Genomic DNA, 13,259 nt, shown 5'->3' on the forward strand with positions numbered 1-13,259 from the left:
TGCTGACTGGTGCTTCCACTGTTCAGTGGACCCTCCCGTACTGGTCAACGCCAGGCGGGGAGCACTAGTTCCCTTGTGCGCGGGGGAGCGCCGTGGGCCGCGCGGGTGACGGCCGCGCGGACCGCGTCAGAACAGGCCCGTGTCCGAGAACCTCAGGACGAGCTGGGGCGCACCGGAGAGCGCGACGCCGAGGACCGCGGTCACCGCGATGGCGGCGGTGAGGGGCGCGGGGACCCGGTGCCTCACCGGTTCGCCCTCGGGGGCGCGGAAGAGCAGCGCCGTCCACTGGAGGTAGTAGAAGAGCGCGATCACCACGTTCACCGCCATCACCACGGCGAGCCAGCCGAGGCCCGCGTCGACCGCGGCCGAGAAGACCGTGACCTTCGCGAAGAGGCCGATGATGCCGGGCGGCAGGCCCGCGAGGCAGAGCAGGAAGAAGCCGAGGACGAGGGCGGCGAGCGGGCTGCGCGCGTACAGGCCGCGGTAGTCGCTGACGCGGTTCAGCCGCTGGGTGCGGCCGACGAGGGCGGCCACCGCGAAGGCTCCGAGGTTCACCGCCGCGTACATCAGGGCGTACGCCACGGTGGAGCCGATGGCCCGTTCGGCGTCGGCGGGTTCGTCGGCGTAGCCGGCGGCGGCGATCGGCACCAGGAGGTAGCCGGCCTGGCCCACGGAGGACCACGCGAGGAGGCGGACCGCGCTGTACGCGCGCGTGGTCCGCTGCCGCAGGGCCGCGACGTTGCCCGCGGTCATGGTGAGCGCGGCGAGGACGGCGAGCGCGGGACCCCAGACGTCCGCGTACGAGGGGAAGGCGACGACGGTGACGAGGATGAGCCCGGTGAAGCCGACGGCCTTGCCCACGACGGAGAGGTAGGCGGCGACGGGCAGGGGCGCGCCCACGTAGGTGTCGGGCACCCAGAAGTGGAAGGGGACGGCCGCCACCTTGAAGGCGAAGCCGACCAGGGTCAGGGCGACGCCGGTCTGGGCGAGCGTGTGGAGCTGGCCGTCGACCTTGTCCAGCTCGGCGGCGATCTCGGTGAGGTGCAGGGTGCCGGTGGCCGCGTACACGAAGCTGACGCCCATGAGGCTGACGGCGGTCGCTGTGACCGACGAGAGGAAGAACTTCAGGGCCGCTTCGGAGGAGCGCTTGTCGCCGTACCTGAGGCCGACGAGCGCGAAGGCGGGCAGGGAGGCGACCTCCAGGGCGACGATGAGCGTGGCGAGGTCGCGGGAGGCGGGCAGCAGGGCGGCGCCGGCCGCGGAGGAGAGCAGCAGGAACCAGTACTCCCCCGCGGGCAGTTCCTTCGCCGAGTCCTTGAGGGTGCTCAGGGAGAGCAGGGCGGCCAGGAGTGCGCCGCCGAGGACGAGGAGCTGGATGACGAGGGTGAAGCGGTCGGCGGTGTAGCTGCACGCGTGCGTGGAGCCGCCGGTGAGGCAGAAGGTCGAGCGGTCCTCTTCGAGGAGGGGCAGCAGGGCGAGCGCCGCCGCGGCGAGGCCCGCCACGGAGATCCAGCCGAGCAGCGCCTTCCTGGCGTCGCCCAGGAAGAGGTCGGCGACGAGTACGACGAGGCCGACGACCGCGGCGATGGTCGGCGGCGCGATGGCGAGCCAGTCGACGGACTGGACCAGGCTTGCAGCGCTTTCGGCGGCCACGGTCACGACTTGCCTCCAGTGAGGAGCTTCTGCACGGCCGGGTCGGTCAGGCCGAGGAGTGCCGCGGGCCAGAGCCCGGCGAGGACGGTGAGGGCGACGAGCGGGGTCCACGCGGCGAACTCGTGGGCGTGGACGTCGGGGAGCGCCTCGGGCGCGGGCCCGGCGCCGGCCCGCGGCATCGGGCCCATGCAGACACGGCGTACCACGATGAGCAGGTACGCGGCGGTGAGCAGGGTGCCGAGGGCGGCGATCGCCATGAAGGTGAGGAAGGCGGGGCGGCTGAGGCCGTCGGCGGGCTCGAACGCGCCGAACAGTGCCAGCATCTCGCCCCAGAACCCGGCGAGGCCCGGCAGTCCGAGGGAGGCGACGGCACCGAAGGCGAGCAGGCCGCCGAGGCGGGGCGCCCTGCCGTAGAGGGCGGCGCCCGACTCCCGCGCGAGCGCGTCGAGGTCGGTGGTGCCGGTGCGGTCCTTCAACGCGCCGACGAGGAAGAAGAGCAGGCCGGTGATGAGGCCGTGGGCGACGTTGGCGAACAGCGCGCCGTTCACGCCGGTCGGGCTCATCGTCGCGATGCCGAGCAGGACGAAGCCCATGTGGCCGACGGACGAGTACGCGATGAGGCGCTTGAGGTCGCCCTTCGCGCCCTGCTTGGCGAGCGCGAGGCAGGCGAGGGACCCGTAGATGATCCCGACGACCGCGAAGGCGGCGAGGTACGGCGCGAACTCCCGCATCCCGTCGGGGGCGATGGGCAGGACGATCCGGACGAACCCGTACGTACCCATCTTCAGCAGTACGCCGGCCAGCAGGACCGAGCCGACGGTCGGCGCGGCGGTGTGGGCGTCGGGCAGCCAGCTGTGCAGCGGCCACATCGGCGTCTTGACCGCGAGCCCGATCCCGATCGCCAGAACGGCGATGACCTGCACGGATGTGCTCAGCCCCCGGCCGTTGTCAGTGGCGAGTGCCACCATGTCGAATGTGCCGGACCTCAGCCCGACGAGGAGGAGGCCCAGCAGCATCACGACGGAGCCGAGCAGCGTGTACAGGATGAACTTCCAGGCCGCCCGGGTCCGTTGCTCGCCGCCCCAGCGGCCGATGAGGAAGTACATCGGGATGAGCACCATCTCGAACGCCAGGAAGAACAGCAGCAGATCGAGGACGGCGAAGGACGCGAGGGTGCCGGACTCAAGCACGAGGAGCAGGGCGACGAACGCCTTCGGGGACGGCCCCGCGGGCGGCTTGAAGTAGGAGTAGAGCGCGCAGAGGAAGGTCAGCAGCGCGGTCAGGACCAGGAGGGGGAGCGAGATGCCGTCGATGCCGAGGTGGATGCGCACGTCGAGTGCGGGAATCCAGCTGATATCGGTCGTGGCCTGCATCTTCGCCGGATGGTCGTGGTCGAAGGCGAGCGCCAGGACGAGTGCGGCGATGAGGATCGCTGCCGTCACGGACACGCCGTGCCGCAGGACCGCCTGGTCCGGTGACTTCCCCTTCAGTCCGGGCGGGGCGGGCAGGAGAGCGGCCACCGCGCCGATGAGCGGGCCGACGACGGTCAACGCCAGAAGGAACTGCATCACGGACTCACTGATACCGATCACGGCTGCTCACGCTCCGGCGGTGGCGACGAGGACGGCGGCGACGGCCAGGACGACCGTGCCTGCGAGCAGCGCGCTCAGATAGGTCTGCACGTTGCCGGTCTGCGCGCGCCGGACGGCCGCGCCGAGCCAGCGGGGTGCGGTGCCCGCGCCACGTACGTACGTGTCGACGACCTCGCGGTCGAGGAAGCGCACGAGGCGCGCCGCGGCCTGGACCGGGCGGACGAACAGGACGGTGTAGACGGCGTCGAGCCGGAAGCCGGCCGCGGCGTGGCGGTGCAGGGGGCCGAGCAGCAGACGGCCGGGGTCGGCCGGGTCGGCGGCGGACGCCACGTCTCCGTAGGCGGGCCGGTGGGTGGCGATGGCCTCCGCCTCGACCACTCCCCCGTCACCGTCCGGGCTCGCGGCCACGGCGCCCATCGGGACGCGCGCGGCGAGCGTGGTGGTGTGCCGCCAGGCGCCGTAGGTGACGAGGGCGCCGACGAGCGCGAGGCCCGTGCCGAGGACGGAGGTCGTGAGCGTCGGGGTGAGCGAGCCGCCGTCGAACCAGTCAGGCAGCACACCGACGGTGAGACCGAACGCGAGAGAGGGGATCGCGAGGACCCAGAGCACGGCCGTCATCGCGACGGGCTGCCTGCCGTGGTCGGGGGCCTCGGTTCCCCTGCCGTGGAAGGTGAGCAGCCACAGGCGCGTCGCGTACGCGGCGGTGAGGAGGGCGGCAAGCAGGCCGGCGACGAGCACGGTCCAGCCCGCGGCGGTGGGCGCGGCGGTGTGGCCCGTGGCCGTGTGCTCGGCGGCGCCGAGCACGGCCTCCTTGGAGAAGAAGCCGCTGAACGGCGGGATCGCGGCGAGCGCGAGGAGCGCCACGGTCATCGTCCAGTAGGCGTCGGGGACGCGGTCGCGCAGGCCCTTCATCCGGGACATGGCGGCCAGCGAGTTGGTGCCGGCCGCGTGGATGATCACGCCCGCCGCGAGGAACAGCAGCGCCTTGAAGGCGCCGTGGGACAGGAGGTGGAAGACGGCGGCGCCGCGGTCGCCGACGGCGAGGGCACCGGTCATGTAGCCGAGCTGGCCGATCGTCGAGTAGGCGAGGACGCGCTTGATGTCGTCCTGGGCGAGCGCGGCGGCGGCCGAACCGGCCATGGTGACGGCGGCCATGACGGCGAGGACGACCAGGGCCGCGCCGGAGGTGGCGAAGACGGGGAGGAGCCGGGCCACGAAGTAGACACCGGCCGCGACCATCGTCGCGGCGTGGATCAGCGCGGAGACGGGCGTGGGGCCCGCCATCGCGTCGGGCAGCCAGGTGTGCAGCGGGAACTGCGCGGACTTGCCCGCCACGCCCGCCAGGAGCAGCAGGGCGATCGGCGTGGGGTGGTCGAGGCCGCCGTCCGCGACCCTCGCGAGGATCGTCGTGACGCGGAAGGAGCCGGTGTCCGCGGCGAGCGCGAACAGGCCGATCAGGAAGGGGACGTCGCCCAGCTTGGTGACCAGGAAGGCCTTGAGGGAGGCGGCGCGCGCCTCGGGCGTCTCCCAGTAGTGGCCGACGAGGAAGTACGAGCAGATGCCCATGATCTCCCAGCCGACCAGGAGCACCATCAGGTCGCCGGAGTAGACGACGAGCAGCATCGCGGAGGTGAAGAGGGAGACGAGAGCGGCGTACGAGGCGTAGCGCGGGTCCTCGCGCAGGTAGCCCGTCGAGTAGATCTGCACGCAGGAGGCGACGACGCCGACCAGGACGGCGACGAGGGCGGCGAAGCCGTCGATGTGCAGGGCGAGTTCGACGGGGACCGAGCCGGTCGGCGTGAGTTCGGTGGCGGCGTCGACGGCCCGGCCGCCGCCCTGGCGGACGGCCACGAGCACGGCGAGCAGCAGCGCCGTCAGCGTGGGCAGGACCGCGAGGGGACGTACGAGACCGGGGACACGGCGGCCGAGCAGCAGGCCGGCCACCGCGCCGAGGAACGGCAGGAGGGGGACGAGGACGGCGAGGGTGGTCGTGGTCACGCGGTGGCCTCAGCCTTCTGCGACGGCGTCGCCGGCCGCGGCTCCTGCGCCGGGTCGGGCTCTTCGGCGGTGCCCTCGGCGGTGTCGCGGAGTTCGTCGACGGCGGAGCTGCCGCGGTTGCGGTAGACCGCGAGGACGATCGCCAGGCCGATGCCGATCTCGGCGGCGGCGATGGCGATGGTGAAGAGGGTCAGGGCCTGGCCGGCGTGGAGGGAGTCGCGGAGCCAGACGTCGAAGGCGACGAGGTTGAGGTTGACGGCGTTGAGCATCAGCTCGACGGACATCAGGACCAGGATCGCGTTGCGGCGGGCGAGGACGCCGTAGACGCCGACGCAGAAGAGGAGGACGGCCAGGACGGCGGGGTAGGCGAGATGGAGGTGCATCAGCGGTCACCTTCCGGGGTCGGCGCGTCCTCGTGGGGGTCGGTGGCGGGGCTCGCGGCGGTGTCCTCGGCGGCCTTCTTGCGGGACAGGACGATCGCGCCGATCAGGGCCGCGAGGAGGAGGACCGAGAGCGCCTCGAAGGGGAGCACCCAGTGCCGGAAGAGGACCGAACCCGTCACGTCGGTGGAGCCCTGGGCGGCGCCGTCCAGGTCGATCACCGTGGTGCGGAACGCGTCCACGACGACCCAGACCAGGGCGGCGGCTGCGAGGAGGGCCACGGCGAGGGCGACAGGGCGGTTGCCCGAGTCGGCGTCCGGGGAGCGGCCGATGGGGGCCTTGGTGAGCGTCAGACCGAAGAGGAGGAGTACGACGACGGAACCGACGTAGATGAGGACCTGCACCCAGGCGATGAACTCCGCGGTGAGCAGGAGGTACTCGACGGCGAGGCCGCCGAGCGCCACCACGAGCCACAGGGCGGCGTGCACGAGCTGCCGGGTGGTGACGGTGATGACCGCCGCGCCGAGGGTGACGAGGCCGACCAGGAGGAAGGCGATCTCGACGCCGGTCGGGGAGAGGAAACCGTGGCTCTCCGCGGTCGCGGCGGCTGTCGCCGCGGTGGCTGCTGCGGAGCTCACGACTCACCTTCCTGCGGCTCGGGCTTGTCGCCGGCGGACGGCCGCGGGGCCGGCTCGGCGGCCCCGGCGGCCCCCGCAGCACCGGCGGCTCCGGCGGCTTCGGCGGCGGCCAGTTTGTCGGCGGTCTTGCGGGCGGCGGCGACTTCCTTCGGTTCCTCGGCGGCGGGGTCGAGGGCCGGCGGTGCGGGGACCGTCCACATCCACTCGCGGAGCTTGTCGCGCTCGTGGGTGAGTTCGTGGATGTCGGTCTCGGCGTACTCGAACTCCGGTGACCAGAAGAGGGCGTCGAAGGGGCAGACCTCGATGCAGATACCGCAGTACATGCAGAGGGCGAAGTCGATGGCGAAGCGGTCGAGGACGTTGCGGCTGCGCTCGCGTCCGCCGGGGGCGGCGGGCGGCACCGTCTCCTTGTGGGAGTCGATGTAGATGCACCAGTCGGGGCACTCGCGGGCGCACAGCATGCAGACCGTGCAGTTCTCCTCGAAGAGGCCGATGACGCCGCGGGTGCGCGGCGGCAGTTCGGGCTGGGCCTCGGGGTACTGCTCGGTGACGGTCTTCCGCGTCATCGTGCGGAGGGTGACGGCGAGGCCCTTGGCCAGGCCCGACCCTGGGATCGGGGACATCAGTTGATCGCCACCTTCACGATGCCGGTCAGCGCGATCTGCGCCAGGGCGAGGGGGATGAGCAGGGTCCAGGCGAGCTTCTGGAGCTGGTCCTCACGGAGACGGGGGTAGGACACGCGCAGCCAGATCACGACGAAGGCGAGGACGGCCGTCTTGAGCAGGGTCCAGACCCAGCCGAGGCCGTCGGCGCCCCACGGGCCGTGCCAGCCGCCCAGGAAGAGGACGGTGGTCAGACCGCACAGGACGACGATCCCGGCGTACTCGGCGAGGAGGAACAGGGCGAAGCGCAGCCCGGTGTACTCGGTGTAGGCACCGAAGATGATCTCGGAGTCGGCTACCGGCATGTCGAAGGGCGGGCGCTGGAGTTCGGCGAGGCCCGCGACGAAGAAGACGAGGGCGCCGACGATCTGCCAGGGCAGCCACCACCACTCGAAGGCGTCCACGATGCCCGGCAGGGAGACCGTGCCCGCCGCCATCGCCACCGAGGCGGCGGCGAGCAGCATCGGGAGTTCGTAGGCGAGGAGCTGGGCGGCGGTGCGGAGGCCGCCGAGGAGGGAGAACTTGTTGGCGCTCGCCCAGCCCGCCATGAGCGAGCCGAGTACGCCGACGCCCATGACCGCGAGCACGAAGAAGATGCCCGCGTCGACGACTTCGCCGACCGCGCCGTCGCCGGGGCCGAGCGGGATCGCGATCAGTACGAGGAGGTAGGGCAGGAGGGCGATCGCGGGGGCCAGCTGGAAGACGCGGCGGTCGGCCGCCGCCGGGACGACGTCTTCCTTCTGGGCGAACTTGACGCCGTCGGCGACGAGCTGGGCCCAGCCGTGGAAGCCGCCCGCGTGCATGGGGCCGAGGCGGCCCTGCATATGGGCCATCACCTTGTGCTCGGTCTGGCCGACGACCAGGGGCAGGACCAGGAACGCCGCGAAGACGATGACGAGGCGCAGGGCGACGTCGAGAGCGTCGTTCACTCGGTGCCTCCGGTCTTTCCGGTGTCTTCGCTGCCTTCGGTGCCTTGGCTGTCCTTGGTGCCTTGGCTCTCTGCGGCGCCTTGGCCGTCTGCGGTGCCTTCGCTGGCTCCGGTGCCTTCGGTGGCCCCGGTGGCTCCGGTGGCTCCGGTGGCTCCGGTACGGGAGGTGTCCTCGGGGCCCGTCTCCTCGTACGCGGGGCGGGCGTGGTGCCAGGGGGCGTCGGAGCTGCGCGGCGCGGCGGGCTTCGCCGCGGCCTCCGGCGAAGCCGGGCCTTCCGGTGGAGCGGCGGCCTCGGGCGCGCCCGGAGCCTCCGGTACGGCCGGAGCCGGGCTCTGCGCCGCTGCCCGTTGGGAGGCCGAGCCCTGGCTCGCGCTGCGTGCGCGCCTCGGGGGGCGGGCCGGGGCCTCCGGTTCGCCGGGCGTGGCCGTGGCCGCCTCGGGCGGGGGCGTCTGCGCGGCCTGGCTGGCGGAGCCCTGGCTCACGCTCCGGTTCCGCCGCACGGGGCGTTCACCGGCGGCACGTCCCGCGGCCCCGGCGGTACGTCCCGCGGCCCCGGCGGCGCGACCGGCGGTGCCCGCGGCGCCCGTGCGGCCCGCACCGCGCGCCGGGCGCGCCGGAGCGGGCGGGAGCTGGCCCTTGAGGGGGCCCCACTCGTTGGGGTCGGGCACGCCGGGGGGCAGCATCTGGCGGCGCTTGGGGCCGCCGTGCTCCGACTCGCCCGGCTCCTTGGCGCCCGGCCACGCCTTGGCGACGCGGGCGGCGAGCACGAAGTCCTTGCGCAGCGGGTGGCCCTCGAAGCTCTCGGGGAGCAGCAGCGGGGCCAGCCCGGGGTGGCCGTCGAACGTCACGCCGAACATCTCGTGGGTCTCCCGCTCGTGCCACGCGGCGCCCGCGTAGACGCCGACCGCGGAGGCGAGCGCCGGGGCCTCGTGCGCGACCGTCGTACGGAGCAGGAGGCGTCGTACCGGGGAGAGCGCCACGACGTGGGCGCAGACGCAAAAGCCCGTGCCCGGCTCGTCGACCGCGCTCAGCCAGTCGAAGTACGTGCAGGCCAGCGTCGTGCGGGCGGTTTCGAGGGCGGTGATCCACTGGGCCGGGGGCACGTCGACGGTCAGGACGTCGTACGACTCGTCGGCCGTGGCCTCCGCGCCGAAGAGCTCCTCCACGGGGCTCGGCAGCCAGCCGGTCACCGCTCCCCCTCCCCCGCCCGCGGAGCCGCGGACCCCTCGGAGCCGGCACCCGCCGCATCCGAAGCCGAGCCGGGCGCCGAGCCCGAAGCCGCACCGGAAGCCGGGTCAGACACCGAGCCCGAAGCCGCTCCAGCCACCGCTCCGGACGCCGCTCCAGACTCCGCACCGGAAGCCGGGCCAGGCGTCGGCGGCCCCTGCACCAGTCCGCTCCGCAGCGCCGCCGCGGAGGGACGGCCGCCGTTCCCGTACCGCTCCGCGAGCGACTCGTTCGCGATCTTCTCCTGGAGCTTCAGGATGCCCTGGAGCAGCGCCTCGGGGCGGGGCGGGCAGCCGGGGACGTACACGTCGACCGGGATGATCTGGTCGACGCCCTTGGTGACGGAGTAGGAGTCCCAGTAGGGGCCTCCGCAGTTGGAGCAGGCGCCGAAGGAGATGACGTACTTCGGCTCGGGCATCTGCTCGTACAGGCGCTTCACGGCGGGCGCCATCTTGTCCGTGACCGTGCCGGAGACGACCATCAGGTCGGCCTGGCGCGGCCCCGGCGCGAACGGGATGACGCCGAGCCGGATGAAGTCGTGGCGCGCCATGGACGCGGCGATGAACTCGATGGCGCAGCAGGCGAGGCCGAAGTTGAAGACCCAGAGGGAGTAGCGGCGCCCCCAGTTGAGGACCACCTTCATCGGCTCGGGGGCGAGGCGGGACAGCACGCCCAGCCTCTTCGGCTCCGGAAGGTCCACGGGAGCGGCGGGCACGGGGGCGGGGGTCACGGCACTCACGTCCATGTGAGGACGCCCTTCTTGTATGCGTACAGCAGGCCCACGGCGAGGAAGCCGAGGAAGATGAACATCTCCACGAGCGTCGTCGCGCCGTAGCCGGGCGCGGCGAAGACCGTCGCCCAGGGGAAGAGGAAGATCGAGTCGACGGCGAAGATCACGTAGAGGAAGGCGTAGACGTAGTAGCGGACCTGGGTGTGGGCCCAGCCCTCGCCGACGGGGTCGACGCCGCACTCGTACGTCAGGAGCTTCTCGGGCGTCGGCACCACCGGGCGGAGCAGCCGCCCCGCGCCGAAGGCCACGGCGACGAACAGCGTGCCCACGAGGGCGAGCAGTCCGACGACGGAGTACGACTGGTAGTAGCTCGCCGCGACGTTCGTCACGTGCACGTCAGCCCCTCACTCCCCGAGCGCGCTCGATGCCGGTCCCGTTCACTCCGCGACCGCCCTGATCCTGATCCCGTTCGACGATCTGTACGCACGGGAGTCTAGGGCCTGCTAAAGACTCCGTAAGCAGAGCGTCACGCATCGGTCAGCGCGCGGCGGCCCCCGCGCACCGGACCGGGGTGGGGTTATCCCCCGGGTCTCCCGGCGGGGTACCTGATGGCGTTACGGCGGCGAGCCGGGCACTCTGGCGCGTATGACCGCACGCGCCATGCCTTCCCACGACGACCGGCCACCGCCGGCACGACTCGCCTACCCCCCGCACACCTGGCAGGAGATCGCCCACCTCCTGGCGAACCTGCCGGTGGGGATCGTCGGCTTCGTCTACGCGGTCACCGCCATCGCCCTGGGCGCCGGCCTCACGGTGACGGTCGTCGGCCTGCCGCTGCTCGCGCTGGCGCTGCTCGGCGCGCGCCTCTTCGGCAGGTTCGAGCGGGCGCGGGCCAGGAAGCTGCTCGGGGTGCGGGTGGAGGAGCCGAGCCCGATGCCGGGGATCGGCAGGCGCGGCTTCCCCGGCTGGCTGTGGTCGAGCCTGCGCGACCCGGTGGGCTGGCGCACCATGCTGTACGCGTTCGTCCGGCTGCCCTGGGGCATCTTCACCTTCGCCGTCATGAGCGTCGGCCTCCTCGTGCTCTGGCCGGTGCTGCCCTACGTGGCGCGCGCCCTGACCAATGTGGACCGGGCGCTGGTCCGCGGGCTCCTGTGCCCCTCCGACGAGTTGGAGCGGCGCATCGCCGAACTGGAGTCGGACCGCGGCGTCGTCGTGGACACCGCGGCGGCCGACCTGCGCCGCATCGAACGCGACCTGCACGACGGCGCCCAGGCCCGCCTCGTCGCCCTCGCCATGGGGCTCGGCCTCGCCAAGGAGAAGCTGGCCGAGGACCCCGAGGCCGCCGCCCGCATGGTCGACGAGGCCCACGGCGAGGTCAAGGTCGCCCTCCAGGAGCTGCGCGACCTGGCCCGCGGCATCCACCCCGCCGTCCTCACCGACCGCGGCCTGAGCGCCGCGCTCTCCTCCCTCGCCGCCCGCTGCACGGTGCCGGTGAAGGTCACCGCCGACCTGCCGGCCCGTCCCGCGGCGGCCATCGAGGGCAGCGCCTACTTCACGGTCTCCGAGCTGCTGCAGAACGTCAGCAAGCACAGCGGGGCGCGGAACGCGAGCGTCGAGGTGTGGCGCACGGACGACCGCCTGCTGATCCAGGTGTGGGACGACGGCAAGGGCGGCGCGCGGCTCGACGGCGGCTCGGGCCTGGCGGGGCTCGCCGACCGGCTCGGCGCCGTCGACGGGCTCTTCGTCATCGACTCGCCCCCGGGCGGCCCCACGACGATCACGGCGGAGCTGCCGTGGCGCGACCGCGCCATGGACAGGGCCTCGGGCTCGCGCCTCGCCTGAAGGCCCGGCGGGTCCGGCAGGTCCGGCAGGTCCGGCAGGTCCGGCAGGTCCGGCAGGCCAGAGCCTGCAAAAGGCCCGACAGGTCCAGAGCCCGGCAGGTCCAGAGAGCCCGGCAGGTCCAGAGGGTCCGGAGGGTAGGGAAAACCCCCGCACCAAGACGCCGACGCACTCCATGGTCGCGCCCGCCGCGCCGCGCGAGGCTGTAGGCACGGCAACGAGGCGGCTCTAGCAGAAACGGATGGCACCGATGGCCATGGACCAAGGACAGGGGTACGCGTACATGGAGCGGTCCGGCTTCCACGGAGGCGGCGTCGGGCGGAGGCACCGCCTGCCCGCCGGGCTGCGCGCGCCGGTCGAGGCCCGCGCGTGGAAGGAGTTCGGCTACACCCTGCTGAGCCTGCCCATCGGCATCACGGCCTTCGCCTTCGCGGTCACGATGCTCTCCCTCGGCGCGGGCCTGCTGATCACCTTCGTCGGCATCCCGGTGCTCGCCGCCGCCCTGGCGGGGTGCCGCGGGTTCGGCGTCCTGGAGCGCACGCGGGCGAGGACGCTGCTCGACCTGGACATCGCGTCGCCCGAGCCGCTGCGGCCCCGCACGCGCGGCGCGTTCTCGGTCGTCGGGGCCGTCCTCAAGAGCGGCGCGTCCTGGCGGCACGTGCTCTACTCGCTGCTGCTCATGCCGTGGTCGATCTTCTCGTTCGCCGTGGCGGTGGTCTTCTGGAGCTACGGCTGGATGATGCTGACGTATCCGCTGTGGTTCTGGCTCTTCCCGCTGTACGGCGGACAGGGCGGCATCCAGCTCTACGGCGACACCCACCACAGCGTCTACCTGGACAACCCCTTCGAGATCGGCGTCACCGCGGCGACCGGACTGCTCGTCACGCTGGCCACCCCGTGGATTCTGCGGGCCCTGACGACCGTCGACCGCGTCCTGGTCGCCGGGCTGCTCGGTCCCTCGCGCCTCGCGTCCCGCGTCGTCGAACTGGAGTCGGACCGCGGTGTCGTCGTGGACACCGCGGCGGCCGACCTGCGCCGCATCGAACGCGACCTGCACGACGGCGCCCAGGCACGCCTCGTCGCCCTCGCCATGGACCTGGGCCTCGCCAAGGAGAAGCTGGCCGAGGACCCCGAGGCCGCCGCCCGCATGGTCGACGAGGCCCACGGCGAGGTCAAGGTCGCCCTCCAGGAGCTGCGCGACCTGGCCCGCGGCATCCACCCCGCCGTCCTCACCGACCGCGGCCTGAGCGCCGCGCTCTCCTCCCTCGCCGCCCGCTGCACGGTGCCGGTCCAGGTGGAGGTCGATCTGGCGGCGCGCCCGGCGGCGGCCATCGAGGGCATCGCGTACTTCACGGTCTCCGAGCTGCTGCAGAACATCAGCAAGCACAGCCGGGCCACGCGGGGCTCGGTGGACGTGTGGCGCTCCGACGACCGGCTGATGCTCCAGGTCGTCGACAACGGCACGGGCGGCGCCGACATCTCGGCGGGCTCCGGGCTCGCGGGGCTCGCGGAGCGGCTCGACGCGGTCGACGGAATCCTCGTGGTGGACTCGCCGCAGGGCGGCCCGACCTCGGTCACGGCGGAACTGCCGTGGCGTCAGGGATGAGCTGA

At 72.9% G+C, this 13,259-nt stretch carries 11 protein-coding genes and 1 pseudogene; 2 read left to right on the top strand and 10 right to left on the bottom strand.

All coding sequences use genetic code 11. The features are described 5' to 3' along the window. Positions 1-126: 126 nt before the first annotated feature. The 10 genes and pseudogenes from AB0I16_RS05675 to AB0I16_RS05720 form a co-directional block, all read right to left on the bottom strand. Complete coding sequence (locus AB0I16_RS05675; protein ID WP_363248021.1) at positions 127-1,659, bottom strand: NADH-quinone oxidoreductase subunit N; 1,533 nt, start codon at positions 1,657-1,659, stop codon at positions 127-129. Continuing rightward, complete coding sequence (locus AB0I16_RS05680) at positions 1,656-3,245, bottom strand: NADH-quinone oxidoreductase subunit M (RefSeq protein ID WP_363248022.1); 1,590 nt, start codon at positions 3,243-3,245, stop codon at positions 1,656-1,658. Before AB0I16_RS05680 ends, AB0I16_RS05675 begins: the two co-directional genes overlap by 4 nt. 6 nt (positions 3,246-3,251) lie before the next feature. After that, positions 3,252-5,243, bottom strand: coding sequence for an NADH-quinone oxidoreductase subunit L (locus AB0I16_RS05685; RefSeq protein WP_363248023.1), 1,992 nt, complete (start codon positions 5,241-5,243; stop codon positions 3,252-3,254). Next, positions 5,240-5,626 carry an NADH-quinone oxidoreductase subunit NuoK gene (nuoK, locus tag AB0I16_RS05690; protein ID WP_363248024.1) on the bottom strand — a complete coding sequence of 129 codons (387 nt, stop codon included), beginning with the start codon at positions 5,624-5,626 and terminating at the stop codon, positions 5,240-5,242. Before nuoK ends, AB0I16_RS05685 begins: the two co-directional genes overlap by 4 nt. Beyond that, a complete protein-coding gene (locus tag AB0I16_RS05695) occupies positions 5,626-6,261 on the bottom strand; it encodes an NADH-quinone oxidoreductase subunit J (RefSeq protein WP_363248025.1) in 636 nt (211 codons plus the stop codon). The genes nuoK and AB0I16_RS05695 overlap by 1 nt, the downstream gene beginning before the upstream one ends. Continuing rightward, on the bottom strand, positions 6,258-6,884 hold the full coding sequence (locus AB0I16_RS05700; RefSeq protein ID WP_363248026.1) for an NADH-quinone oxidoreductase subunit I: 627 nt from the start codon (positions 6,882-6,884) through the stop codon (positions 6,258-6,260). The genes AB0I16_RS05695 and AB0I16_RS05700 overlap by 4 nt, the downstream gene beginning before the upstream one ends. Continuing rightward, on the bottom strand, positions 6,884-7,852 hold the full coding sequence (locus tag AB0I16_RS05705) for a complex I subunit 1 family protein (RefSeq protein WP_363248027.1): 969 nt from the start codon (positions 7,850-7,852) through the stop codon (positions 6,884-6,886). Before AB0I16_RS05705 ends, AB0I16_RS05700 begins: the two co-directional genes overlap by 1 nt. Before the next feature lie 103 nt (positions 7,853-7,955). Then, positions 7,956-9,042, bottom strand: a pseudogene (locus AB0I16_RS05710) (NADH-quinone oxidoreductase subunit C); the annotation flags it as partial. Continuing rightward, on the bottom strand, positions 9,039-9,824 hold the full coding sequence (locus tag AB0I16_RS05715; RefSeq protein WP_363248028.1) for an NADH-quinone oxidoreductase subunit B family protein: 786 nt from the start codon (positions 9,822-9,824) through the stop codon (positions 9,039-9,041). The pseudogene AB0I16_RS05710 and the gene AB0I16_RS05715, both read right to left, overlap by 4 nt. Beyond that, positions 9,815-10,204, bottom strand: a complete 390-nt coding sequence (locus AB0I16_RS05720; protein ID WP_062780278.1) for an NADH-quinone oxidoreductase subunit A — start codon at positions 10,202-10,204, stop codon at positions 9,815-9,817. The genes AB0I16_RS05715 and AB0I16_RS05720 overlap by 10 nt, the downstream gene beginning before the upstream one ends. Before the next feature lie 250 nt (positions 10,205-10,454). Here AB0I16_RS05720 and AB0I16_RS05725 point away from each other — a divergent pair, with 250 nt between their 5' ends. Both AB0I16_RS05725 and AB0I16_RS05730 read left to right on the top strand, forming a co-directional pair. After that, positions 10,455-11,651 carry a sensor domain-containing protein gene (locus AB0I16_RS05725; protein ID WP_363248029.1) on the top strand — a complete coding sequence of 399 codons (1,197 nt, stop codon included), beginning with the start codon at positions 10,455-10,457 and terminating at the stop codon, positions 11,649-11,651. Positions 11,652-11,898: 247 nt separating this feature from the next. Further along, complete coding sequence (locus AB0I16_RS05730) at positions 11,899-13,254, top strand: sensor domain-containing protein (RefSeq protein ID WP_363248030.1); 1,356 nt, start codon at positions 11,899-11,901, stop codon at positions 13,252-13,254. The last annotated feature ends 5 nt before the right edge of the window (positions 13,255-13,259 follow it).

Origin of the sequence: Streptomyces sp. NPDC050703 (assembly GCF_040654435.1) — a bacterium.
Classification (GTDB): Bacteria; Actinomycetota; Actinomycetes; order Streptomycetales; family Streptomycetaceae; genus Streptomyces.

Coding starts and splice junctions, on each gene's coding strand:
- AB0I16_RS05715 (WP_363248028.1), bottom strand. CDS start 9,824: ATGGACGTGAGTGCCGTGACCCCCGCCCCCGTGCCCGCCGCTCCCGTG.
- AB0I16_RS05730 (WP_363248030.1), top strand. CDS start 11,899: ATGGCCATGGACCAAGGACAGGGGTACGCGTACATGGAGCGGTCCGGC.
- nuoK (WP_363248024.1), bottom strand. CDS start 5,626: ATGCACCTCCATCTCGCCTACCCCGCCGTCCTGGCCGTCCTCCTCTTC.
- AB0I16_RS05700 (WP_363248026.1), bottom strand. CDS start 6,884: ATGTCCCCGATCCCAGGGTCGGGCCTGGCCAAGGGCCTCGCCGTCACC.
- AB0I16_RS05725 (WP_363248029.1), top strand. CDS start 10,455: ATGACCGCACGCGCCATGCCTTCCCACGACGACCGGCCACCGCCGGCA.